Genomic DNA, 25,300 nt, shown 5'->3' on the forward strand with positions numbered 1-25,300 from the left:
GGAATAGTCATCCTGGTACTACTTATTATCCGACTGTGGCAGATCGCGGTTGGTACAGATGCGGCCCTGCCTTTTACCGATAGCAGCGATAATTTCGTCTACCCTGGCCGGGTCTTTTTCCATACCCGTTGCCGCCCGGACGAGATTCTTCAGATAATCCCAATCCGTAAACGACCGGGCCATGACGGTAGACGCTTCCTGGTTTCCTCCGCCGTGGAGAGCCATGGCCGTCCAGTTGGAACCGCGGGCCATATGTTCAATAAACCGGCCGGCCCGGAGACGATCCATTGCCGTATAGGCCGGATTGCCCGGATTAAACGCTCTCTGACAGAGTTCTCCTACTTCTTTACTGCGCATATCCAGTTCAGATGGCGCCGTTTCTCCAAATCCCGCCAGAATATCCCGGGCCAGCCGCACAGCTTCAAAAGGCATCTGGGTACAGGTATACTTACAGGTATGGGACATAAGCGGATTGGGGATCCAGAATCCGCTGGGGTGCTGGAATCCTTCGACGCCCGATGCCAGGGACAATCCGTATACCGTTTCGGCCGTCATGGCCATCTGGGTCAGCTTTGTGCGGATATGCCCGGCTTTCTGGACACCAATCATATCGGCAATGAGGCTGGCCGCACCACACAGGGCCGAACAGCCGCCGGCCTTGCAGCCACCGGCAGTCAGGCGATGGACAGCAGTGAAATAACTCAACAGGCGGCCGACATATTTCGTCTCGCCGCACATGAAGACCCGGTCATTGGGCACGAATACATGGTCAAAGTATACCAGAGCCTGATGGTCGGCATATTTTTTGCCCAGATCAATTCCTTCGATATCACCGCCGACTTCAAAGAAACGCTTATCCTGGGGCGTGCGGCCCAATACAAAGGTCAGGCCCGGCGTATCGGCCGGAACGGCACAGGCCAGAGCAAAATCTTTATCTTCAGGACGCATATTAGTCGTCGGGACGATGACGATTTCGTGAGCGAACAAGATGCCTGTCTGGTTGCATTTATAGCCGCTGATGACGATACCGTCATCGCGTACTTCATTAATGTGTACGTATGCATCTGGATCAGGCTGTTCGTGAGGGGCCAGCGTGCGCAGGCCTTTGACGTCCGTCACTGTTACCGTACAGGTCAGGTCATTGCGTTGCACATAATCGAGGAATTTCATGAACCGGTCGAAGTAATGAGTTCCCAGATCCTGATCCATATCATAGCAGGCCGGACCCAGACCGGCAAAGGCTTCTGAACCGGTACAGCGGTGAGTACAACAGCCGACGACTTCCGCAAGAGCACGGGCAGCCCGGGTCTTGCGGTTTGCGTCTTCTGCCGAACGCAGGGGCGCATTGTAAATACTGACCGGTTGTCCGCTGAGATGCGATGGCACCGTAATCAGGTCTTTCCATTCCGGACGGCTCTGCAGGTCATAAATAGTAGAAATGGCATTAAAGCTGGCCGCCAGTGGCGGGAACGTCGTCAAGTCTTCGATTTTTTTGCCCAGAAAATAGACATTCATCGGTTTGCGGGCACGGATACTGGCTTGAAATTGCTCTTTTGTCATCAACATAGTGATTCCTCCTCCCGTACAGTCACAGCATCACACAATAATATGCATCTTTCTGGCTGCCTCCGTTAATTCTTCCCGGAAAGCAGGAGCTGCAATGCGAATCAGCGCTTTGGCACGCTGGGAACAGGTCAGCCCTTTCAGCCGTGCCATGCCGAACTCAGTAACTACATAATCGACATCGTTTCTCGTCGTACTGACACAGGCTCCTTCTGTGAGGACCGGTTTAATCTTGGACACTTTCCCTTTTTTTGCCGTTGCCGTAAAAGCGAGGAACGATTTTCCTCCTTTGGAAGCAGCGGCCCCACGGATGAAATCAATCTGCCCGCCTACACCGCTATAGTTCTTTGTTCCCATCGTTTCCGAGCATACCTGGCCGAACAAGTCGATTTCGATGCACGAATTGATGGAAATGACCTGATCATTCATAGCAATGACGCGGGGATCATTGACATACGATACGGGCAGGAAGGCGACACCGGGATTATTGTCAATAAAATCATAGGTCCGGCGGGAAGCAAAGGTAAAGGTCGCAACAGAGGTTCCGCGATGAATCCGTTTGCAGCCGTTAGTAATGACTCCGGCCAGTGTCAGATCAACCATGCTGTCACAAAACATTTCACTATGTACACCCAGATTCCGCTTATCGAGCAGGCTCTGTGCCACCGCATTGGGAATGCCGCCAATTCCCAGCTGCAGCGTGGCTCCATTGGGTATCTCGTCAGCAATCATCTGCCCGATGGCAAGGTCCGTATTGGTAACCGGCGGCGGATCGACTACTGTAATGGGGGCATCATTTTCCCATATACCGTCTACTTCTGAAATATGGATAAAGGAACCAAACGACCGGGGCATAGTCGGATTTACTTCTACCAGTATTTTTTCTGCATGATGACGGACTTCACTCAAATCGGCCGCCGTACCGAAACTAAAATACCCGTGCTCATCCATAGGGGATACGGCAGCGTAAAACACATCCGGCTCAGGCAGGACACTGGTCCACACCTGTGGTACCTGACTGTAATGGGCCGGCATATAATCGCCGCGGCCTTCCCATATCATGTTCCTGTCATAAGCACTGACAAAGTGGGAAATGTGATAAATATATTTCTCCATACCGGCTTTCATGTACTCCTGCTGCCGGAGGGGAAGGAGTACACAATGGCGGATATGTTCCAGGTCCAGCTCAGGAGCATACGAGGCCAGTACCTGCAGAATTCCCGTCGGTTCCGCCACCTGCCCTGTGCTGACACAGACATCCCCGTTTTTGAACTGCCTGGCCAGGGATTCAGCCGTCATCTTCTTTTCTTCGTACATGCACTGCCATTGATTCATCATGTCCGCCTCCTTTTCCCTCCATTCACATGATTTGAGATGGGATATTTTTTCCTTGCCCCTTTTCTCCCGTCTCTACAAGTATATATGAAATAATCGCGCCAATTATTCGTGAGCAAACGGAATGGGGCCGGAGCCCATGATTCAGGCATCGAAAAAAAAGAAGCGTTTCTTTGTGATGTCATTTTGCATCATCAAAAAAACGCTATATCAGAAATGCCGGCTGAACCGTGAGATCATCCCCTATAAAAAGACCGATTTCTGATGCAGGATTACATCAGAAAATATGCAGTCCTGCATCAACAGCCGGATATATTTATTTTTTCTTTCCCAGGGACAGACCGTACTTCTGCATCTTCCGGGATATAGTAGACTGATCAATATGCAGTACATCTGCCATGGCCCGTGTCGAACGGCACTGGGCTGCCGTCATCTGGAGCACTTTCCGCTCCACTTCGGCCATAGTCTGGTTCCACGGGGCCACACGGCGTATAGTAACGATGGCCTCGCTTTCTTCCATCTGAATCTGACTGATAAAATCTTCCGGCCGCAGGTCATCGCCTTCGGTCAGCACGACCAGTGTCTCCATGGCATTTTCCAGTTCCCTGATATTGCCGGGCCAGTCCTGGACCATGAGAAGACGGCAGAGTGCCGGTGTCAGTACTTTATGCTTCTCATATTTTGTATTGAACGTATGGAGAAACTGCGCTGCCAGCGGTATGACGTCCTCCCGCCGTTCCCGCAGCGGCGGAATGTGGATATGGATGACGTGGAGCCGGTAATACAAATCACTCCGGAACCTTCCCTGCTGCACCATGTCCCACAAATTCCGGTTCGTAGCGGCAATAAGACGGACATCAACGTGGATAGACCGGGTAGCACCAATGCGCTGTACTTCCTGATTCTGTATGACCCGCAACAATTTGGCCTGAGCTGCCAGACTCAGTTCCCCTATTTCATCGAGCAGGAGTACGCCCTGATCGGCCAGTTCAAAAAAGCCGGCCTTACCCTGCCGCCTGGCTCCGGTAAAGGCACCGCTTTCATAACCGAACAATTCCGATTCAAAAAGCTCATCGGGGATGGCACCGCAATTAATTTTCAGGAACGGTTTATCCCGGCGCCGGCTACGATGATAAATTTCATTGACGACGACTTCTTTGCCCGTCCCCGATTCCCCTGTAATCAGCACCGTCGAATCGACATCCGAAACGACCTCGATGAGATGCATGACCTTCTGCATCGCCTGACTGCGGCCGATGACCATATCATGGGAATGACTGCTCAGAACGGCGACTTTGCGTATAAATTCATTCATATGCTGCCGCTGTTCCTTGAATTTTTCCCACAATATCTTCCATGATGACACATCCTGGATATCTACGACGATACAGCGCATCTGATGATTGCGGTCCAGTCCGGGAGTAGCCGTATAGACGAGCTTGCGCCCCTTATATTCGACAAGGGAGACGCCGTGCTGCCGTTTATGCAGCGCTTTATCCAGCAGTTCCCGGGGTATCTGCGTTTCTTCCCTGATTGTTTCGATAGACTTGCCTAATATGGCTTTCCGTTTCAGGCCGTATAATGCTTCAAACCGGCGGTTGACCCGTTTGATCATACCCCTGGAATCGAGCACTAAAAGTCCCGTCGAACCGGCTTCCAGCACGGCATCGATTTCCTCTACGACATCGCGCACGACATTCAGTTCCTGAACGGCACAGGAAGACACGCACGATTCATGGACAATGAAGATACTTCCCCGACGTCGCTTTCCTGTCTGCCATGGACGGATATGACAGATGAAATCACGCGATGCAGCCGTTACCACATAGCGGCCTTCACAGTGGACGGCATCAACCGTTTCTCCCAGTCTTTTGATGATTTCCCGGCACGATCCGGGCAATCTCCGTTCCAGATCACAGGCCGCACTGTTCCAATATACAGGAATCCCCTTTTCATTAACCAGTATGAGAATACAATACACCGCATCGGTAATCGCCATAAAATCTTCACGGGTTAATGCCAACGGTCTCGTATTCATCGCCATACACCTCCGGCAGTGGCAGGAAAACGTGCAGTATCGCAGGGGTAACAAGTCTATATTTTTATTATACCAAAAACAGCCCGCCCCTGTCCTGCACAACGCGAATCACTTTGTGTTACGCAGAAGAAACGAGTTTTTCCCAGCTTTTCTCCTCCTTTCCCTGTTTACGAACATCACTTTTCTTAGTATAATAGTATGTACTGTATTTTTTGATTATTCGAATTCATGAGGTGGAACATGTCATTAGTAGATGAAGTAAATAACCGCCGTACGTTTGCCATCATCTCTCACCCGGATGCTGGCAAGACGACATTGACTGAAAAACTGCTCCTCTACGGAGGAGCCATACATCTGGCTGGCTCTGTCAAAGCGAGAAAGACAGCCAAACATGCCGTATCTGACTGGATGGAAATCGAAAAACAGCGTGGTATTTCTGTCACCAGCTCGGTCCTTCAGTTCGATTATGAAGGCCATCATATCAATATCCTTGATACGCCGGGCCATCAGGATTTCAGTGAAGATACGTACCGTACGCTCATGGCCGCAGACAGTGCCGTCATGCTCATCGACGTCGCAAAAGGCGTCGAAGCCCAGACGAAGAAGCTGTTCCGGGTCTGTAAAGAACGGGGTATCCCCATCTTTACCTTTGTCAATAAAATTGATCATTTCGGCCGTAATCCTTTCGACCTGATGGATGAAATCGAAAATATCCTGGGCATCCACGCGTATCCCATGAACTGGCCCATCGGTCTCAATGGCAATTACCAGGGTATCTATGACCGGACGACAGCATCGATTGAACTGTTTGAAAAAGACACGTCCCACGGCCAGCGCAAGCTGGCATCGACCAAAGGTTCAGCCGACGACCCGGTCTTCAAGGAACTCCTCGATGACGATGTACATCAGGGACTCATCGACGACATCGAGCTCCTCGATATGGCCGGTGACGAATTCGATATGGAGAAAGTAAAAAATGGCCAGCTGACACCGATGTTCTTCGGTTCAGCCATGACCAACTTCGGTGTCAAGCCCTTCCTGGAAGAATTTCTGCGCCTGGCTCCACCGCCCCAGCCCCGTCCCTGTGCCGAAGGCGTAGTCGAACCGACGTCTGATCAGTTCACGTCGTTCGTATTCAAGATTCAGGCCAACATGAATCCCCAGCACCACGACCGCATCGTATTCATGCGCATCTGCTCCGGTCAGTTTGAAAAGGGCATGACCGTTACCCATCGTCAGTCGGGAAAGACCCTGCGTCTCATGCAGCCCCAGCAGTTCCTGGCGACAGAACGGACTATCGTCGAAGAAGCCTATCCAGGTGATATCATCGGCGTATTTGATAATGGCACCATGGGCGTCGGCGATACACTGTACTCAGGCAAAAAGAAAGTCACCTTCAAAGACTTCCCGACTTTCCCGCCGGAATTATTCGCCCGCATCCGTGCCAAAGATTCGATGAAGCGCAAGCAGTTCCTGAAAGGCATGACCCAGCTGGCCCAGGAAGGGGCCGTCCAGATTTACGAAAATCTCGGCTCCATGGAAAGTTATATCGTCGGTGCCGTCGGCCAGCTGCAATTCGAAGTGCTGGAATACCGGCTGAAGCATGAATACGGCGTCGATCTGGAAATGAACACTCTGCCTTACACGGTAGCCCGCTGGATTCAGACCAATGGCCATGACTACAAGGAACTGAAAAATATCGACAGTGCCATGATTGTCAAAGACCACAAGCAGCGTGTCGTACTGCTCATCGCCAACGAATGGCAGACCAACTGGATTGTCGAACGGAATCCGGACTTTACTTTCTGTACGACACCAGATGAACTGGCCATTGACGAACCAGACGAAGAATAACGATTCCGGCACGCATCCCGCGCTTAAGATTCCCTGTCAACTGTCAGATTTTTAATCTCAAACTCAAAAACGAGGCTATCGCATTATGTAATTTTAACCTAATGCGATAGCCTCGTTATTTTTCTTTATCTATGTTTTCCTTATCCAGATCTTCTGAAATCTTGCGCAATACCTTCTTTGCCTGCTGGCGCCGATGCCAGTACCAGAGTCCGCCATAAATCACCGTAATAGCAATAATCAGTATGGTAAGGCGCAGGGTATGATCTTCGAACATGACCACATCGTGTCCAACGAACACTTCACAGGCTACCGACGGAAGCTTGCCAATAAAACAGCCCAGAATATAATCGCGGTAACTGATATGGCTCAGAGCGCCCAGGGCCGTCACCAGTCCGTTGGGTGAATACGGTACAGCCCGTGCTACGGTCATAGCCTGCCACGTGCTGTAATGGTCCAGCTTACTGAGCATTTTACTTTTTTCTATGACTTTTTTGGCTTTGCCCCGGAAGAGAGTCCGCATGAAAAAGAAACTGATGATGACACCGATTGTTTCGGCAATCCAGGAAACGATGGTTCCCTGGAATACGCCGAACACGACGCCGTTCGCCGTCGAAATAAAAATTGACGGCAAAAAGCCTACGATGTTGATGACTATATCAATAATCATGCTGACTGCCATAGCCCAGATTCCGAAAGACCGGAGATACGCTATGGTCCCCTGCATATTGCCACTCGTCGAAAGGTCCCAGACGGTGCGGTAAAAATCCGGGATAGCCAGATGAATCCCGGCCAGCATCACGACGAGCATGCCAAAAAATGCGATTTTTATATGCGTTTCGTTTACTTTCATGGTCTTCATACTTCTTCTTTTGCATTCCGTTCCCTAATCTCAGCCATTTCAGCAATACGATCGTGCTTGAGCTTAGTCAGGTACATAGAACCACCGATAATCAAAACGCCGCCTGCTACGGTGAGCAGAGTCAGCATTTCCTGGAATATGACAAAACCCCAGAGGGCATTGAAAAAAACGCCGATATAGGATACAAAACTGACGACGACCGGATTCGCCATGGCGTAGGCATCGGTCATCCAAATCTGGGCAATAACCGTAATCACGCCCAGTGTGATATACCAACCCCATTCCTGCAGATTGGGGACGAGGAAGCTGCCGCCTAATATCATGAGTACAGCTCCTGACAGGGCCGCACAGACGAGGAAATACAAAACGATTTCATAGGGATGGTGCTTTCCCGAATCAGTCAGCTTACTCACTGTCGTATAAGCACCGGCGGCAAACACGGCCTGTGCCAGAGCAAACAGGGAATAGACATTGAATGAATCAAAATTCCATGGCCGGACGACAAGACAACCGCCGGCAAAAATGATAACCAGAGGCAGTTTAGCCCCTTTGGGTAATACCTCTTGGAGAAAGATTGCCGCAAAGAGCATGACAAAAAATGCCGATAGCTGGGAAATGATGGACACGTCTGCCAGGGGCATTCCACGCAGGGCATAGAAAATGCATATCATACCCGTACCACCCAGTATGCCGCGTAGCCATAACGTCGGCCTGTCTTCATGAGACAAATGGACATGATTGGCCCGCATCAGTCCCAGGATAAGAACAGCACTGAGGAAACCGCGGAAAAACGCGATTTCCCCAGTGCTCATGGTATACGATAGCTCTTTGACAATGACGTTTTGAATACTGAACGCCAGAGCAGATAAAATGGCATATACAACGCCTTTGTTCATATAAAACCAGAGCGCCTCTTTTCTATTGCTTCTTGCTGATATCGTCGATAAAGGACAATACAGCCTGCTTCATATCTTCTTTTTCAATACTATCTGCAAAGCGGACCGGCTTCTGCTGCAACGCGGCCAGCGGTTCCGGCAGGGCGATGCCGGTCAGACTGCTGATAGACTGGAGCATGGCAAACGGATCGTCACTGGACGGCAATGCCAGGGCCTTGCAGATAACTGGCGGAAATTTGTATGGATGAGCCGTAGACATGATGACCGTATGACGCCCCTGGTCCATGCCCTGCTTGTGACGGTTCAGGTACACGCCATAGGCGACAGCCGTATGCGGATCCAGGAGATAGCCAAAGTCGTTATAGACGTGATTGATGACAGCTTCTGTTTCATCATCATCAATCCAGCCGCCACAGAATTCCTCCTGCAGCCAGGCCAGTTCGTCTGCGTTGACCGCCATCTTTCCCGTTTCCTGCAGGTCTTTTTCCCACTGGGCCACGCGCTGGCAATCGCCTTTGGCAACATAGAACAGAAATCGTTCAAAATTACTGGACAGAAGGATATCCATGGACGGGCTGTCCGTCGTATAGAAATCGCGGTTCATGTCATAGACACCGGTTTCAAAGAAATCGGCGAGGACCTTATTGCGGTTCGATGCACAGATGAGCCGGCCGATATGAGCCCCCATCTTTTTGGCAAACCATCCTGCCAGGATATTGCCAAAATTCCCTGTCGGCACGACGACATCAAATGATTCATCGGGAGCGATGACACCGTTGTCTACAAGGCGTACCCAGGTCGAAACATAGTAGGCAATCTGTGGAAAGAGCCGGCCGATATTAATGGAATTGGCACTGGAAAAGAGCACGCCATGGTCATGGGCATAGGTATTGACTTCTTCACTCGTAAAGACCCGTTTCAAAAAGCTCTGGGCATCGTCAAAATTTCCGTGTATAGCACTGACGCGGACATTCTTCCCTTCCTGTTTCTGCATCTGCTGCTTCTGCATGGGGCTGACGCCATCGCTGGGATAAAAGACCATGATGTTCGTGCCATTTACGTCTTTAAACCCTTCAAGAGCTGCTTTGCCCGTATCGCCGCTGGTTGCCGTGAGGATGAGGATATCGCGCTTTTCTTCTTCCTGTACCTTGGCAGCTGTCAACAGATAGGGAAAGAGGGATAAGGCCAAATCTTTGAAAGCCAGGGTGCGGCCGTGATACAATTCGGCAACAGAAAGATCCGTATCGATTGAATGAAGCGGTACAATGCGGTCATCACGGAACGTCTGATCATTGTAGGCAGCATCAATCATTTTCTGCCGCACTTTAGGCGTAAAATTCGTAAAAAAGTACGCTAAAACAGCATCAGCGATTTCCTGATAGGACTTTTCTTTCAAATCTGTATACGATAATACCTGTTCCGGGAATTCTTCCGGGACATATAGTCCGCCATCGCGGGCCAGGCCATGTAATAATGCATAAGACGGAGTAACGGTTTCTTGCGAACGAGTGCTTCTGAACTTCATGGGACCCTCTCCTTTATTTCATTAAGTAATAGCAGAATCAATCTGCTGCTTTATTATATCATACTTAAACCATGGCGTCAGCCTTGTCTGAAGCCGGTCAGACGACCTGGAACAAGTAGAATTTCAAATAATTTGTTTCCGGCACATTCCAGAGGATAGGATGATCCGGCGACTGCTGGCGCCCTTCAATCTGGCGCAGGTGGACACCGGCATCGGAAGCCGCATCGGCCAGCATGGACCGGAACAAATCATCGCGCATGAAATGGGAACACGAACAGGTAGCCAGGTACCCGCCCCGGGGCAGCAGTTTCATGGCTTTCAGATTGATTTCCTTATAACCACGGATGGCATTGCGCACCGTATGGCCCGATTTGGTGAAGGCTGGCGGATCGAGGATGATGAAATCATAGTCATGGTTTTTATGGTCTGCCAGGTCCGTCAGAAGGTCAAAGACATTGGCCTGCATTGCCGTAACCTTGTCTTCCAGTCCGTTGCGGCGGATATTTTCCCTCGTCATGGAAACGGCTTCGTCCGATATATCGACGGCGGTAACACTGGCCGCTCCTCCTCTGGCTGCATTGAGGGCAAAGGCTCCCGTGTGGGTAAAACAGTCCAGTACATGATGGCCTGCGGCAATTTTGGCTACGGCCAGGCGGTTATATTTCTGATCGAGGAAAAAACCCGTCTTCTGGCCGTTCTCAACATCTACGTCATACAAGATGCCGTTCTCATCAATCGTCGTAAGGGCGCTGCCCGGTTCCGGCAGATAGGGCGTCTCGTACCAGCCCTTGTACTGTTCCATCCCGTCCAGTTCGCGGACGCGGACATCGTTACGTTCGTAAATTCCCCGGATGATGACACCCATATGGCGCAGCTGGTCTGTCAATGCCTTGAAGATGACCGGTTTTACGACATCCATGCCATAGCAAAGTGTTTGGGCTACGAGCAGGTCATTGTACCGGTCAACAGTCAGACCCGGCATTTCATCAGCATCACCAAAAATAAGGCGGCAGCAGGAAAAATCTTTCTCTCCCATGACGGTCCGGCGGTATGCCAACGCATACTGGACACGGCGCTGCCAGAAGGCTTCATCAAAGCGGTCATTGGCATTGCGTGATATGATGCGGACCCGGATTTTAGAAATATCATTGGCAAATCCCGTTCCCAAGTATTTTCCTTTTTCACTGAGGACATCTACCAAGTCTCCTGTCTTGTACTGCCCATCAACATGGGTCACTTCTTCTCCATAGACCCAGGGATGACCGCTGCGGGCAGCCCGTTCTCCTTTGCGGGTCAGGTACAATTTAGCGTAAGGTCTCATATGACTCCTTTATATTATACAAAAATGGTAAACAAAAGATAAATCAAATTTAAGATTATCTTTAATTATGGCAAATATTGTAGAGAAGTGCAATAGCCAGACCAGAAAATAAGGCCAGGACCACTGCAATACAGCGTTTCCCGGCCTTGATATATCCAGTTTCCGTTATTTAGCCTGCAATTTTTTGATTTCCCGCTGAAGGATAGGCATAACTTCAAACAAATCGCCTACAATGCCATAATTGGCAAATTTGAAAATGGGTGCGTCCGGATCCGTATTGACGGCAATGATCAGTTCTGCCTCTTTCAGGCCCAGTTGATGCTGGATGGCACCGGAAATTCCCAGAGCGATGTAAATCTTCGGAGCTATTTTTTTGCCTGTCACGCCAACCTGTGCATCATGGGGCATCCAGCCGTTATCGACCAGCGGTTTGGAAACGCCCAGCGGCGCGCCAATGGACTCGGCAAAGGCAGCTACCTTTTTAAGGCCGTCTTCGTCTCCTACCCCCCGGCCGGCTCCGACAACCAAATCAGCCGTTTCGATAGTCAGCGTTTCATCGAGCGGCGGCAGGCTTTCAAAGCCGGTCACCTTCTGGGATACGGTACGCGTACAGGAAAGACCGTCCTCTTTGATGACTTCTCCACTGCGGCTGCTGTCAAACGTATTGCCCCGGAAAATCCGTTCGCCAATCGTAGCCAGCTGGGGACGCGTCGTCGTCAGAATCTTAACGAACAATTTTCCCGTGTAAGCCGGCCGTATCCAGGTAAGACTGTCATCGTCTCCTTCGTACCGGCAATCGATGCAGTCGGCAACGAGTCCCAGATTCATAGCGGCAGAGAGCCGTCCACCCAGGTCACGGCCGTCAGGAGATGCGCCAATCAGCATAGCACTGGCTTCATATTTTGTCAGGATCTGCTGCACGATTTCCGTATACTGCGAGGCATCAAACGTATCCAGCCCATCGCGGTTAACGACGACCGCCACATCGGCGCCATAGCCTATAATATCAGAAGCCGCTTCTTCTGCTCCCTTGCCCACGAGAAGAGCCATCAGGGCTTTATTTCTGCTATCGGCCAGTTCCCGGCCTTTTCCCAGCAGTTCAAGGCTCAGCTGTGACGGTTTCCCATCCACTAATTCTATGTACACCCAGATATTGTGTTTCTTTTCCATAACCATGCGCCTCCTTATATCAGTTTTTTCGCTGCCATATCTGCCATCAGTTTCTGGACAGCTTCTTCTGTCGTATTGCCGTCAATCATGATGCCGACAGCATGTTTTTCCGGCGCAAACACTTCGGTAACATCCGTTGCCGAACCGGCACTGCCCGATTCAGACGGATCGAGTCCGATATCTTCCAGCCGCCAGACATCAAAGACGGCTTTTTTTGCTTTCATCTTGTTACGGATACTGGGTGAACGGGGCACGTTCATCGTTTCCATGACTGAGCAGACTGCCGGAAGCTTCGTTTCTACTGTTTCCATTCCACCGTGATTCTTCCGCGATGCCCGGATCACCCCATCTTCTGCCGTGAGGCTTTCTGCATACGTTATGAGACTGAATCCCAGGTGTTCGGCAATAGCTGGCGGAATCTGTCCCGTATCACCGTCAGCCGATTGTTTTCCTGTAAGGACCAGATCGACAGGCGCCAGTTTTTTAATGGCCAGGGCAAGGATTTTCCCCGTCGCCAGCGTATCGGACCCGGCCATGCGTTCATCGGACAGAAGGACGCCGCCATCGGCCCCCATGGACACGCCTTCCCGCAGAGCTTCACTGGCCATAGCCGTCCCCATGGAAACCAGAGTCACTGTACCTCCCTGTGCTTCTTTAATGGCAACGGCTGCCTCAATGGCATTCTTGTCTACGGGGTTCAGCATCGTCGGCGCCCCGACACGGACCAGATTATGATTCTGATTGTCAATCTGGATATCCGAAACGGCTGGTACTTGTTTAATCAGTACTACGATATTCATACAACACTCCTCCTTTAGTCTAGCCGAATTATTTATGTATTAATATTATATATATTATCTCACGGTCACATAAATTTATCAAGAAATAATGTTTATTATTTTATAAAAAAGTTTGTAAAAAGAAAAGCATCCGGAAACGGATGCTGGTTCATATTATATATGCACACATTGTCTGGTCATCTTACAGGTAGCCCCGCTCACACAGGCTGACAAACACACCGTCACCGATGATGATGTGGTCCAGGATTGGGATCTCCATGACATCACCGGCTTGTACGAGGCGGCGCGTGACATCGATATCTTCCTGACTCGGCTCAGGATTGCCACTGGGATGATTATGCAGCAGGACGACAGCGGCCGCATTACACTGCAGCGCGTAGCGGAACACGTCTCTTGCCTTGGCCAGGCTGGCATTAATAGTCCCTACGGTCAGAGTCTGGACGCGCAGGAGCTGATTCTTCGTCGAAAGGTACACGGCGGCAAACCGTTCCTGCGGTAGGAAGCGCATGTCTTCCATGACGTATTCGGCAATGACCTGAGGTGAACTGAAATCGGGATTATCCCGGCGTACCCGGCAGCGGACGATGCGCCGGCCGAGTTCCACGGCTGCACAAAGAGTGACAGCCTTGTCCGGGCCGATGCCGCGGATCCGGTATAATTCACTCAGCGTGATTTCGCCAAGACAGCCCAGATTACCTCCCGGCAGGGACGCCAGCAAATTCCGGGCCATATCCAGTACTGAACAGCCCCGGGTACCGGTCCGCAGGAGAATGGCCAGAAGCTCTGGATCCGTCAGCAGGCGGGCGCCATGCTGGATCAGTTTTTCCCGTGGTTTTTCCCGCGATGACAATTCTTTCAGACAAGTCATCCGATAATTTTTGCCTTCTGGAGCAGCGTATAGACCTGGGATAACGGCAGGCCGACTACGTTCGTATAGGAACCGTTGATTTTTTCAACGAAGACAGCGGCCTTTCCCTGGATACCATAAGCCCCGGCTTTATCCATGGGTTCACCAGAATGGACATAGTCCTTGATTTCACTGTCTTTCAACTTCCGGAACCAGACTTTGGTTTCCACGACTTTGGTATAAGTCTTTTTACCGCGCACCAGTGCTACGCCCGTGAACACGGAATGTTTACGGCCCGATAATTCCTGAAGCATGCGCATGGCATCTTTTTCATGCTTCGGCTTACCCAGGATTTCCCCGTCGAGTGCCACGACCGTATCGGCACCCAGTACCCACTGACCCGGATATTTGGCCGCTACATCATTGGCTTTACCCAGTGCCTGGGCCAGGACAAATTTAGCAGGATCTTTCTTTTTAGGTGCACCTTCTTCATAGGTGCTGGGATTGACCATATAGGCTACCCCAATCTGAGACAGCAATTCCCGGCGCCTCGGTGAAGCGGAAGCCAGAATAAGCATAATAAAAAAACCTCCTTATCCTTATATACTATTATAACCGGCGGAAAATAAGAAATGCCAGTATAATGCCAAGAATACTCAGCAGATTAGGGGCAAAATGAATGCCGAACTGGATCTGCATGACATACAGATTCAGATGGACGTTCTGAATATCAAATATTTCATAATGCTGGGACAAGAGCGGCATGAGACTGCCAAAGCTAACATGAGACAGCAGTTCTCCCAGGATTCCTCCCAGAATACCGCCTACGACAATAAATAGAATAAAAAGCAGGACACTATGTGTACCTAATACTTTCATACGCACATCTCCTCTGCAATAACTACGAACTTCATTATACCGTTATTACCGGTACAGCGCAACGATAAGACAGAAAAAGGCCGCTTTTCTCAGTTAATTTTAATATACTGAAAAAAAGCGGCTTATTTTCTCATTTCATTTTAATCTTATTGTTTCTTATTTATTTTTCTTCTGCATCTTAGCCCAGGTATCGCGCAAGCCGACGATACGGTTCACGACGATATGATCTTCTGTCGTATCGGGATCAATGACAAAGTACCCTTCCCGCAGGAACTGGAAGTGGTCGCCCGCTTTATACTGTTTAATGCAGGCTTCCGCTTTGCTGTGATAGACATCGAGGCTGTGCGGGTTGATTTGGGAGAGGAAATCCTTGTTGTTTGTTTCTTCTTCGTCTTCATTGTCGCTGTCCTTGAGCAGGTAATCGTAGACTCTCGTTTCAACATCGACGGCATCGTCTGCATTGACCCAGTGGAGGGTCCCTTTGACTTTGCGGTTGGCGTTCTTGCCCGTACCGCTCATGCTTTCCGGATCATGACTGCAGTGAATTTCTACGATATTGCCATTTTCATCTTTAATGACTTCTTCACATTTGATGATATATGCATATTTGAGGCGAACTTCCTTGCCCGGAGCCAGGCGGAAGAATTTCTTTACCGGTTCTTCCATGAAATCTTTGCGATCGATATAAATATTCTTGCTGAACGTCATCTGACGCGTACCCATGGCTTCATTTTCCTGATTATTTTCTGCCGTAATGGTTTCCGTTTTGCCATCGGGGTAATCCGTAATGACGACTTTGATGGGGTCAATGACAGTCATGATGCGCGGAGCCTTGAGTTTCAGATCTTCGCGGATGCAGTATTCAAGGAGGGAAATATCGACCATGCTGTCAGCTTTGGCCACACCGATGCGTTCGCAGAAATCACGGATGGATTCCGGTGTAAATCCGCGACGGCGGATACCAGCAATGGTCGGCATACGGGGATCGTCCCAGCCGCTGACAATGCCCTTTTCGACGAGGACGCGGAGTTTGCGCTTACTCATAACCAGATTCGTCACATTGAGGCGGGCAAATTCAATCTGCCGGGGCAGCTGGCCTTCCGGATCTTCCCAGTCCTGAATGCACCATTCATAGAGAGGACGATGGTCTTCAAATTCGAGAGTGCAGATAGAATGGGTGATCCGTTCAATAGCGTCAGAAACAGGATGAGCAAAATCATACATAGGATAAATGCACCATTTGTCACCCGTACGGTGATGAGTAGCATGAAGAATACGGTAGATGACAGGGTCACGCATGTTGATATTAGGGCTTGCCATATCAATTTTGGCACGCAGGACCTTTTCGCCGTCGGCATATTTCCCGGCCTTCATTTCTTCAAACAGGCGCAGGTTTTCTTCGACACTGCGGTTGCGGTACGGACTTTCTTTTCCCGGCGTATTGAAGGTACCACGGTATGCTTTAATCTGTTCGCCTGTCAGATCATCGACATAGGCCTTGCCCAGTTTGATCAGTTTGACCGCATATTCATAAATTTGATCAAAATAATCTGAGGTATAATACAAGCGGTCTCCCCAGTCAAATCCCAGCCATTTGACATCCTTTTTGATGGATTCAACAAATTCTGTATTTTCTTTGGACGGATTCGTATCATCAAAGCGCAGATTCGTCAGACCGCCGTATTTTTTGGCAATGCCAAAATTCAGGCAGATAGACTTGGCATGACCGATATGCAGATACCCATTCGGTTCAGGCGGGAAACGGGTGTGTACGCGCTTCCCATATTTATTCGACGCATTATCTTCATCGATGAAATTTTCAATAAAGTTCTTAGTGATTTCAGTACCCATATAGTGTCGCTCCTCGCTATTACAATATAATACTCTCACATTGTATCATAAATATCGCTTCAACACTAGCATATATCAACATCTGACAGTGTCAAGATGTTGTGGGAATTTTGGGAGATGAGAGGAGCGTTTTTGCATCGCTACATAATCCTCATCCGCCAAGAGTCTCCCTGTTCAGTCGCGGCGGATGAGGAGATGGATGCCTTCTTTTTTGTAGGTCTTGTAGATGCTTTTGATGAACTGGTGCTTGAGAACGGCTTCGTCGACGATGTTGCGGATACGCAGAACGACTTTGAAAGAAATGCCGTATTCCCCCATCTGGTCATAGCGTACGAGGGGCTCGAAACCGGTGACGCCGTACTCGCTGTGGTCGAGGATATGGCGGGCTACGCCGAGGGTGACGTCTTCGACGTGCTGCAGGTCGTTATCATAAGTAATAGTCAAGGGAATGGAAATGGTACATTCGGCCAAGGGCTGTTCATAGTTAGTCAGTGTCGCAGTGGCAATGCTCTTGTTGGGGACGATGACCATATTCCCCGTCGCCGTGCGGATGGTCGTATTACGCCAGTTCATATCGACGACGCGCCCCGCTTCGCCGCTGGCCAGGCGGATATAATCGCCCATGTGGACCTGTTTGGACACGAGCGTCGTAATGCCGGAAAAGAGGTTGGACAAGGTATCCTGCAAGGCCAAGGCCGATGCCAGGCCGCCGGCGCCGAGGGCTGTCAGGAGCGGTGAAATGAAAATGCCGTAGGAACTGAGGATGAAGAGGATGCCCATAATGTAGACGCCGAGGTCGACGACGGTCGTCAGGATGGACGTCGTCGCCTGCTTGTCGCCGCTCTTGGAGAGCTTATCCTTGAGGAAAGACGAAATCGTATGGGCACAGAAGAAGGTCACCGTAATGATGACGACACTGTGATAGTGATAGGACAAGATATTTTGGACGAAGTTAGGCAGATTCAGGATATCCTTGGTCAGGCGGATGCCCAGGAGAATACCGAGGAGGGTCGGCATGAAGCGGAAGACATTGCGCCAACTGTCCCGCGGGACTTTCGTCACGCGGCTCAATACCTCGATGACGCCCCGGAAGACGCCGTGCAGGATGGCGATGCCGATGATGATAAATAAAATAAAGGCCAGGAAATGCACGTGCGGCCCGCCGTGTTCCAGCTCAAAGGTAAACGTATTGACAATGTAATCCATAAAAAAAATCCTCCCCCGAAGAAACAAATCAGAAAGTACGATTTATTATACTCCGGAGAAGGACGAACAACAACTCAAGAACGGTTACAGTTCCATGTCATTTATGATATGACACCTTTATTGTAAGGCCCTTTCAAAAGGCGTATACTAAAGAAAAATCAGCCCATAGGAGTGACATCATGGAAATACGGACCCTGCAATACTTCCCTGGCCGTCGCCAGGGAACAGAATATGACCGGAGCAGCCAATGCAGCCCAGCTCATCCGGACAGGCATTACCAGTGCCCTCGGCATCGACGAGCTCTTCCAACTCCAGACACCGGATTTAGTCTTTATCCCCTTGGAGCCAGCCGTCACCGTCTCATGTCTCGCAGCCTGGAAAAATACCAGCTCCTGTCGCCGACATGCGAAGCCTTTTTGAAAGGCCTGAAAGAAGAGATTCATCTACCAGGAAAGGATTGATAATGATGTTAGATTTACGGGTACTCAATTATTTCCTCACCGTCGCCCGAGAAGAAAGCATTACCCACGCAGCCGAAGCCCTGCACTTGTCCCAGCCGACACTGTCGCGGCAGTTGCGTGACATGGAAGAGATGCTGGGAAAAGAACTGATGATCCGCGGCCCCCGTCGCATTACGCTCACCGAGGAAGGCCTATTTCTGAAAAAGCGGGCTGAAGAAATCCTGTCTTTAGCCAGCCATACGGAACAGGAACTGCGCAGTGACGATACGGAACTAAACGGAAACATCCGCATCGGTTCGGCTGAATCCGACAGTGTCCGCTTCATCATGCAGACTGCCCATAAACTGCAAAGCCACTACAAGAACCTCCATTTTCACGTTACCAGTGGCGATGGACAGGCCATCATGGAAGCCCTCGACAAAGGACTCATCGATGTCGCCGTCGTCTACGGTCATGTCGATACGGAAAAATATGAGGTCCTGCCCTGCCCATACACCGATCACTGGGGCCTTCTTTTGCAGCGCAGCCACCCGCTGGCAGCCAGGGAGGCAATCCGGCCACAAGATTTATGGTCGGAAAATCTCATCCTGTCCCAGCAGGTATTGCAAGCCAACAGCCATGGCAATAAATTGCAGACATGGATAAAAAAGCCCTTTGCCGAATTGAACATCCAGGCAACCTACAATCTGGCCTATAATGCATCCCTCATGGTCCGCGAAGGGCTGGGGTCCTGCATCATGTTGGAAAAAATCATCAACGTGCCACCCTATGACCCGGCGCTCTGCTTCCGCCTCTTGGACCCGTTGTTGGAGGATACCCTGTTCATCGTATGGAAACGATTCCAAATATTCTCCAAAGGGACCCAGCAATTCATCCATCTCTTGAAGGAAGAGGCAGAAAAAATAAGCCAGCTATAAAACCTCACTGTTCAATGTTTTTGATAAAGTGAGCCGGTACGCCGCCGACGACAGTATACGGTGGGACGTCCCGGTTCACGACGGCACCGGCTGCGACGATGGCATAACGGCCGACAGTGACCCCAGCTGTTATGGTCGCATTAGCCCCAATCCAGACGCCTTCATGCAGGACGATCCGGCCCGGCATGAGCTCACTCCGTTTATCCGGGGCTGGATGATGATTGAGCGTAGCTAGGACAACATTATGTCCAATGAGGACATTATCGCCGATGAAAATACCTCCCTGGTCCTGGAACTTGCAGCCGCTATTGAAGAAGACATTCTTGCCAAGATGGATATTCTTGCCAAAATCCGTATAAAACGGTGGAAAGAAGGCAAATGTATCATCGACAGGACGGCCGATGAGCCGTGAAAAAAGTTGGCGCAGTACTTCCGGTTCATGGTACTGTGTATTGATTTCCATGAGAATCTTCTGCGCCTGTCGGCTGTAAAAGCGCATGGTTTCAATTTCGTCTGCTGTCGTACCGATGACCGGCTCCCGGCTCCATCGTTTCAAGGCTTGCGATAAAGATAACATATGAAGGATCCTTTCTAAGGTTCTTACTTTTATTTCAAAGCATCGTCAAAAAATTGGACCAAATCGGCAAAAGGAATCTTATCCATCTGATCATATAAATCGGTATGCGTAGCCCCGGGAACAACGATTTCCCGTTTCGGAGCCTTCAATTTAGCATACGCCGCATCGGCAAAGTATTTCGAGTGAGCTTTCTCACCGGTAATGAGCAGGACCGGACGCGGGCTGATTTCATCAATGTGTTCCATGAGAGAGAAGTTGAAGAATCCATACGGCGTTGTCGAATCCCAGGCCAGTGTATTGGAGTTGATGGACCGCGGATGATATGCCCGCCCTACGTAATAATCATAAAATCCTTTCACTACACTATTTGCATCGGCTGGCAGTTTGTCTGGAAACATCGTATCATGAGAAATGACATGTCCCTGCGCATCGACGGCCAGTTCATGCGAGCCCGGGATAGCTTGCCCTTCTTTGGCTTCTTTGTCCCGCATAACAGCCAAATGTTCCTTCACTTTTTCCCGCTGTTCCGGCGTATAGTAATCTCCTTGATAGTGATTGCGGATACTGTCGGACATATCATACATCGCTGAAGTTGCGACGGCTTTGATGCGCGTGTCATTGGCAGCAGCCGTCAGGGCCATACCGGACAGACCACAGATGCCAATAGCCCCTACTTTATCGGGATTGACGAATTTCAAATTACTGATGAAATCGACAGCAGCACTATAATCTTCTACAAAGATATCAGGCGAAGCCATATTACGGCGCGTGCCCCCGCTTTCTCCAGTCATGGACGGATCAAAGGCGACAGCAACATATCCGTGTTTTGCCATTTCCTGAGCATATAATCCGGAAGATTGTTCTTTGACAGCGCCGAAAGGCCCCGAAACGACGACGGCCTTATATTGCTTCTGGGCATCGAAATTTTTCGGCAAATAAAGGTGGCCAGCGATGTCGAAACCATAACGGTTCTGAAAGCGGACATTCTTCGTTTCAATCTTGGGGTCAACCTTGAACACCCGTGTATCATTCGTTAATTCGCTGATGGAAGACTGTTTCATCTGCGATCTCGCCTGCAAAACCGCTGCCGGTGTCGCCGCATATGCGGCACCCGTGCCGAATCCAGAAAAGGGAAAGGTACTCACCCATAAAGCAGCCGCTATTAATAAGGCTTTCTGATGTTTTTTCATGTTACATACTCCTTTTTCAACACTTTTGAAACTCTCTATTGCTTGATTACAGTATACTTTGCTATCTATTGAATAACAAATACCTATGAACTTTGTTAATCAATGCTTTTTTGCTATGATTATTTAAATAAAAAGAAGGCTGCCTTATTCAGACAACCTCCTTCTTTTTCTATCAGCGATTCAGGCTCTGAACCCACTGCTGGACGTCGCTTTCCGATGCATTGGAGGGGAAACGTTTGCCTTCCAGCCAGCTGCCCGTGCCGGCCATCTGCTGCAGCTGTCTGCCGCTGTCGCCGAGGCCCGAGCTGGCCGACGTGGCAAAGGGAATGACCGTCTTGCCACTGAAGTCATTGTGCTTGACAAAAGTATCTACCGGCCAAGCAGCGATGCCCCACCAAATAGGATACCCGATAAAGACCGTATCGTAGCCTTCCCAGTTGTCGGCCTTATCCTTGACCAGAGGAATGTCGCGCAGGCTGGCATCATCGTGTTCGCGATAGACGCGGCTGTCTTTATTGTTGTAATCCAAGTCGGCATCGGTATAATCGTTCGCCGGTTTCAATTCCAGGACATCGCCGTTCGTCGCTTTAGCGATATAATTGGCGACGTTCTTCGTATGGCCGCCGGCCGAATAATAGACGACCAATGTCTTACCATTGCCCTTGGCCGGAGACTGGGCCGCCGTATCGGTCTTTTTCGAGGCGCTGGACGAGGCATCAGCGCCGTTCGTATTGCCACAGGCAGCCAGTCCCAGGACCATGAGGCTGCTCAGGATGAATATTAAAATTTTCTTCATCATCAGCTGTTTACCCCCTGATTATTTCAAATAAGTATGGAAGAAATCGGCCATCTTGTCGAAGGGAATCTTATCGGTCTGATCGTAGAGGTCCGTGTGGGTCGCACCGGGCACGATGAGGAGTTCCTTATTATCCCCTTTGAGGCGTTTGAAGGCGTCTTCACTGAAGTAGNNAATAAAAGGTCTCCGCACTGCAAAGGGCAGTACGGAGACCTTAGCCTTTAGGGGTGGGAATTATCTGAGGTACTGAGTGTAGAAGGACTCTATCTTATCAAAGGGGATAGCGTCCTTGCCGCCGCCGTCATAGAGGTCGGTATGCACAAGACCGGGGATTATCATAAGCTCCTTGTTGTCCGTGTATTTGCTGTCCTTCGTCATAGCCGCATAAGCGTCCTTTGAGAAATAGCATGAGTGAGCCTTTTCGCACTGGATAATGAGGACCGCACTTCTGATCTCGTTTGAATAAGTATTGATAGGCTGATTCATGAATGACATACAGCCGATGGTGTTCCAGCCGCCGTTGGAGTTGAGCGAACGGGGATGGTAGCCGCGCGTCGTCTTATAGTAGTTGTAGTAATCCTTGACGAACCACGGTGCATCAGCCGGAAGGTTGTCGGGCACACCGCCGGCCCGTTTATAATAGCCATTCTTATAGTCGATGGTCCGCTGGTCACTGATAGCTTTGCGCGTCGCCATCCGTTCTTTCTGAAGCGTATCGGCATCCTTTTCATAATCGAAGTAGCCGTTCGCCGTAACGCGGCTCATATCGTACATAGTCGATGCGACCGTCGCTTTGATGCGCGTATCGTTAGCGGCCGCATTGAGGGCAAAGCCGCCGAAACCGCAGATGCCGATAAGGCCGACGCGGTCGGGATCAACATTGTCCTGCGTCGAAAGGAAGTCAACAGCCGCCGAGAAATCTTCCGTGCTGATGTCCGACGAGGCCACGTAGCGAGGAGTGCCACCGCTTTCCCCGGTAAAGGACGGGTCAAAGGCCAAGGTCACGAAGCCCTTTTCGGCCATGGTCTGGGCATATAAGCCCGATGCCTGTTCCTTGACGCCGCCAAAAGGACCGGATACGGCCAGGGCCGGCAGCTTGCCTTTGACGCCTTTCGGCGTGTACATATCAGCCGCCAGGGTAATGCCGTAGCGGTTGACGAAGGTCACTTTCTGATGATCGACTTTGTCGCTCTTTTTGAAAGTCTTGTCCCATTCCTGAGTCAATTTCAGGTTTTCCTTGACAATCTTATTCGGTCCTTCGTGCCGTGCATTGACGGTCTTATACGTCGTCTGTGCTGTTTCTTGTGCCATCGCTGTCACACCCCCTACTGCCATCAACCCTGTCAAAGCTAACGTAAGCATGAATTTAGATTTTAATTTCATAGCAGCCTCCATTATATACAATAAAAAAAGTTTCAATTTCTTTGCTTTCGTTTATATATAGTATAGACGAGGCAGCAAACGATATCAAATGCCTATGGTCTTAATGTATCCATGCTTTTTGACTATGTTTTTCTACTCTCCATACACGTCCTTGGCATAGCCAAAGGCCGCCCAGGCTTTGGGCCAGCCGCTGTAAAAAGCCAGCTGCGTAATGATTTCAGCCATTTCTTCTTTCGTGACGCCGTTCTTCTTGGCCGTCTGGATATGATACTTCAAAGAACTGTCCGTAATCCCCTGAGCGATCAGGGCCGAAACGGTGACGATGCTGCGGTCGTGCAGGGAAAGGACATCGTTCTTGCTCCACACTTCGCCAAAGAGGATATCATCGTTATAACGGGCAAAATCAGGGGCAAAGTTCCCCAGCTGCTGCCGCCCTGCGGTCTGGACAATTTTAACGGCTTTTTTCGGCTGATTATCAGTTGTATTCATGGCAAATGCATCTCCTGTTCCCAAAAATCCTATCCCGGCCAGGGCGATGAGCCCGGCTGCTAACAACGGCTTACGGAAGAGCTTCATAATCGGCCTCCGCTACGGCTTCACACCATTCCGTACTCGTATCGGTCCCGTCGACTTCGATGGCCAGATGCTGGAAGGCACTGTCCTTGGCAGCACCGTGCCAATGCTTGACATTGGCCGGGATGTGGACGACGTCGCCGGCATGGAGTTCCTGTGCCGGTTTCCCCCATTCCTGATACCAGCCGCGGCCGGCTGTGACCAAGAGCATCTGGCCGCCGCCTTGACTGGCATGGTGGATGTGCCAGTGATTGCGGCAGCCCGGTTCAAAAGTGACATTGCCGACAATGACCTGTTTCAGTGACAACATGTTCAAATAACTGATACCATCAAAATACTGGGCATAATCAACATTTTCCCCGCCGATGGCAAAGGGACCGTTCTTTTTGATTTCTTCTAAATTCATGATTTTCCTCTTTTCACCTGATAAATTAAATAATCAAGACAATCGAGCTGGCGCTGGCCGTCATGTATGCGGCGGAGCAGTTCTTTCCGATGCTGCCGCAGGCGGCAAAGCTGATCACTGCCACTGCCCGCTGCTGCATAGTCGTCAATGAAGCCTTCCGAGCAGCCCGCATCGACCAGGTTCTGCCGTACTTTTTCATCCATGGCATCCACCTCCTGAGACCTTGTTTTCTTTACACTCTTATCTTACCAAGGTTCCTGTGAAATGTGAAATGCCTATAATTTAGTTTTAGGAATACGTACGGCAAATAGTGAACGTACCCCCGTCTATAGAGGCGGGGGCTTCCTGCTTCAACGAGAACAGCACTACAGCTCCGAGGAACTGCTGAGGCTTACACTCTCTCCACAGGCGTAGATTCCCGTGCGACCCACGGTACTTTATGCGTTATGTCAGGCAGATATTCGCCTAGCTTCTTCTCGTATATTTATCGCAGCGTTCTTATCTCTGTCATGATGACTGCCACATTTCGGGCAATCCCATTCTCGTATAGACAAATCTTTCGTTTCATTGTTCTGGTAACCGCAAACATGGCATAGCTGACTGCTTGGATAACATTTGTCTATCTTGATAAGCTGTTTGCCTTGCCAAGCCAGCTTATATTCCAACATGTTTGTGAACATATTCCAGCCATTGTCGGCTACGGACTTACCAAAACTGAATTTACCGCCTTTCTTGCGTTTAGCCATCGCCTTGACGCTGATATCCTCGATACCAATAGCATCATATTTGTCTGCCAGATTGCGAGCTTTCTTATGTAGAAAGTCGCGACGTTGATTGGCAATTTTCTCATGAA

25 protein-coding genes are annotated in these 25,300 nt (G+C 50.0%); 2 read left to right on the top strand and 23 right to left on the bottom strand.

All coding sequences use genetic code 11. From position 1 onward, the window contains the following. Positions 1–18 precede the first annotated feature (18 nt). The 3 genes from B4H10_RS03045 to B4H10_RS03055 all read right to left on the bottom strand — a co-directional run bounded on the left by B4H10_RS03045 (position 19) and on the right by B4H10_RS03055 (position 4,936). Positions 19–1,566: a 4-hydroxyphenylacetate 3-hydroxylase N-terminal domain-containing protein gene (locus B4H10_RS03045; protein WP_059077403.1), complete on the bottom strand. Its 1,548-nt coding sequence runs from the start codon at positions 1,564–1,566 to the stop codon at positions 19–21. A 30-nt stretch (positions 1,567–1,596) separates the two neighbouring features. Next, positions 1,597–2,901 (bottom strand): acetyl-CoA hydrolase/transferase family protein, encoded by a 1,305-nt coding sequence (locus tag B4H10_RS03050; RefSeq protein ID WP_292018147.1) that lies wholly within the window; start codon positions 2,899–2,901, stop codon positions 1,597–1,599. 313 nt (positions 2,902–3,214) lie between these two features. Further along, a complete protein-coding gene (locus B4H10_RS03055) occupies positions 3,215–4,936 on the bottom strand; it encodes a sigma-54 interaction domain-containing protein (RefSeq protein ID WP_059077401.1) in 1,722 nt (573 codons plus the stop codon). 240 nt (positions 4,937–5,176) lie between these two features. On the opposite strand from B4H10_RS03055, the gene B4H10_RS03060 reads away from it, so the two are divergent. Next, positions 5,177–6,790, top strand: coding sequence for a peptide chain release factor 3 (locus B4H10_RS03060; RefSeq protein WP_059077400.1), 1,614 nt, complete (start codon positions 5,177–5,179; stop codon positions 6,788–6,790). Between the two features lie 115 nt (positions 6,791–6,905). Here B4H10_RS03060 and B4H10_RS03065 read toward each other — a convergent pair whose 3' ends face one another. From B4H10_RS03065 to B4H10_RS03120, 12 genes are all read right to left on the bottom strand, one after another. Next, positions 6,906–7,640 (bottom strand): TVP38/TMEM64 family protein, encoded by a 735-nt coding sequence (locus B4H10_RS03065; RefSeq protein WP_059077495.1) that lies wholly within the window; start codon positions 7,638–7,640, stop codon positions 6,906–6,908. A 5-nt stretch (positions 7,641–7,645) separates the two neighbouring features. Further along, positions 7,646–8,545 (bottom strand): DMT family transporter, encoded by a 900-nt coding sequence (locus tag B4H10_RS03070; protein ID WP_059077399.1) that lies wholly within the window; start codon positions 8,543–8,545, stop codon positions 7,646–7,648. A gap of 22 nt (positions 8,546–8,567) precedes the next feature. Then, a complete protein-coding gene (thrC, locus tag B4H10_RS03075; RefSeq protein WP_059077398.1) occupies positions 8,568–10,070 on the bottom strand; it encodes a threonine synthase in 1,503 nt (500 codons plus the stop codon). Positions 10,071–10,167: 97 nt separating this feature from the next. After that, positions 10,168–11,391 (bottom strand): class I SAM-dependent rRNA methyltransferase, encoded by a 1,224-nt coding sequence (locus tag B4H10_RS03080; RefSeq protein WP_113856003.1) that lies wholly within the window; start codon positions 11,389–11,391, stop codon positions 10,168–10,170. A 165-nt stretch (positions 11,392–11,556) separates the two neighbouring features. Beyond that, positions 11,557–12,561, bottom strand: coding sequence for an electron transfer flavoprotein subunit alpha/FixB family protein (locus B4H10_RS03085; protein WP_075582278.1), 1,005 nt, complete (start codon positions 12,559–12,561; stop codon positions 11,557–11,559). A 14-nt stretch (positions 12,562–12,575) separates the two neighbouring features. Then, positions 12,576–13,361: an electron transfer flavoprotein subunit beta/FixA family protein gene (locus B4H10_RS03090; protein ID WP_292018148.1), complete on the bottom strand. Its 786-nt coding sequence runs from the start codon at positions 13,359–13,361 to the stop codon at positions 12,576–12,578. A 181-nt stretch (positions 13,362–13,542) separates the two neighbouring features. Beyond that, positions 13,543–14,229 carry a RadC family protein gene (gene radC / locus B4H10_RS03095; protein WP_292018149.1) on the bottom strand — a complete coding sequence of 229 codons (687 nt, stop codon included), beginning with the start codon at positions 14,227–14,229 and terminating at the stop codon, positions 13,543–13,545. Then, positions 14,226–14,786 carry a Maf family protein gene (locus tag B4H10_RS03100; protein ID WP_292018150.1) on the bottom strand — a complete coding sequence of 187 codons (561 nt, stop codon included), beginning with the start codon at positions 14,784–14,786 and terminating at the stop codon, positions 14,226–14,228. Before B4H10_RS03100 ends, radC begins: the two co-directional genes overlap by 4 nt. A 31-nt stretch (positions 14,787–14,817) precedes the next feature. Continuing rightward, complete coding sequence (locus B4H10_RS03105; RefSeq protein WP_059077392.1) at positions 14,818–15,087, bottom strand: DUF4321 domain-containing protein; 270 nt, start codon at positions 15,085–15,087, stop codon at positions 14,818–14,820. 156 nt (positions 15,088–15,243) lie between these two features. Then, positions 15,244–16,938, bottom strand: a complete 1,695-nt coding sequence (locus tag B4H10_RS03110; RefSeq protein ID WP_059077391.1) for a glutamine--tRNA ligase/YqeY domain fusion protein — start codon at positions 16,936–16,938, stop codon at positions 15,244–15,246. Between the two features lie 174 nt (positions 16,939–17,112). Beyond that, a complete protein-coding gene (locus B4H10_RS03115) occupies positions 17,113–18,144 on the bottom strand; it encodes a mechanosensitive ion channel family protein (RefSeq protein ID WP_292018151.1) in 1,032 nt (343 codons plus the stop codon). Between the two features lie 158 nt (positions 18,145–18,302). Next, positions 18,303–18,437: a hypothetical protein gene (locus B4H10_RS03120; RefSeq protein WP_292018152.1), complete on the bottom strand. Its 135-nt coding sequence runs from the start codon at positions 18,435–18,437 to the stop codon at positions 18,303–18,305. Positions 18,438–18,607: 170 nt separating this feature from the next. Between B4H10_RS03120 and B4H10_RS03125 the strand changes: the two genes are divergently transcribed. Then, positions 18,608–19,522: a LysR family transcriptional regulator gene (locus B4H10_RS03125; RefSeq protein WP_240937120.1), complete on the top strand. Its 915-nt coding sequence runs from the start codon at positions 18,608–18,610 to the stop codon at positions 19,520–19,522. Between the two features lie 4 nt (positions 19,523–19,526). Here B4H10_RS03125 and B4H10_RS03130 read toward each other — a convergent pair whose 3' ends face one another. The 8 genes from B4H10_RS03130 to B4H10_RS03165 all read right to left on the bottom strand — a co-directional run. After that, positions 19,527–20,099, bottom strand: a complete 573-nt coding sequence (locus B4H10_RS03130; protein WP_059077389.1) for a DapH/DapD/GlmU-related protein — start codon at positions 20,097–20,099, stop codon at positions 19,527–19,529. A 29-nt stretch (positions 20,100–20,128) separates the two neighbouring features. Continuing rightward, positions 20,129–21,289, bottom strand: a complete 1,161-nt coding sequence (locus tag B4H10_RS03135) for an alpha/beta hydrolase (RefSeq protein WP_292018153.1) — start codon at positions 21,287–21,289, stop codon at positions 20,129–20,131. A gap of 172 nt (positions 21,290–21,461) precedes the next feature. Beyond that, a complete protein-coding gene (locus tag B4H10_RS03140) occupies positions 21,462–22,088 on the bottom strand; it encodes a flavodoxin (RefSeq protein ID WP_292018154.1) in 627 nt (208 codons plus the stop codon). A 231-nt stretch (positions 22,089–22,319) separates the two neighbouring features. Continuing rightward, a complete protein-coding gene (locus B4H10_RS03145) occupies positions 22,320–23,396 on the bottom strand; it encodes an alpha/beta hydrolase (protein ID WP_292018155.1) in 1,077 nt (358 codons plus the stop codon). 204 nt (positions 23,397–23,600) lie between these two features. Then, positions 23,601–24,044, bottom strand: coding sequence for a carboxymuconolactone decarboxylase family protein (locus B4H10_RS03150; protein ID WP_292017862.1), 444 nt, complete (start codon positions 24,042–24,044; stop codon positions 23,601–23,603). Beyond that, positions 24,028–24,447 carry a cupin domain-containing protein gene (locus B4H10_RS03155; RefSeq protein WP_075582271.1) on the bottom strand — a complete coding sequence of 140 codons (420 nt, stop codon included), beginning with the start codon at positions 24,445–24,447 and terminating at the stop codon, positions 24,028–24,030. Before B4H10_RS03155 ends, B4H10_RS03150 begins: the two co-directional genes overlap by 17 nt. Continuing rightward, positions 24,444–24,650 carry a hypothetical protein gene (locus B4H10_RS03160; RefSeq protein ID WP_059077385.1) on the bottom strand — a complete coding sequence of 69 codons (207 nt, stop codon included), beginning with the start codon at positions 24,648–24,650 and terminating at the stop codon, positions 24,444–24,446. The genes B4H10_RS03155 and B4H10_RS03160 overlap by 4 nt, the downstream gene beginning before the upstream one ends. A gap of 246 nt (positions 24,651–24,896) precedes the next feature. After that, on the bottom strand, positions 24,897–25,300 hold a 404-nt coding region (locus B4H10_RS03165; protein ID WP_292018156.1), incomplete at its 5' end, for an RNA-guided endonuclease TnpB family protein.

Origin of the sequence: Megasphaera sp. UBA4382 (genome assembly GCF_002391155.1) — a bacterium.
GTDB lineage: Bacteria > Bacillota > Negativicutes > Veillonellales > Megasphaeraceae > Megasphaera > Megasphaera hexanoica.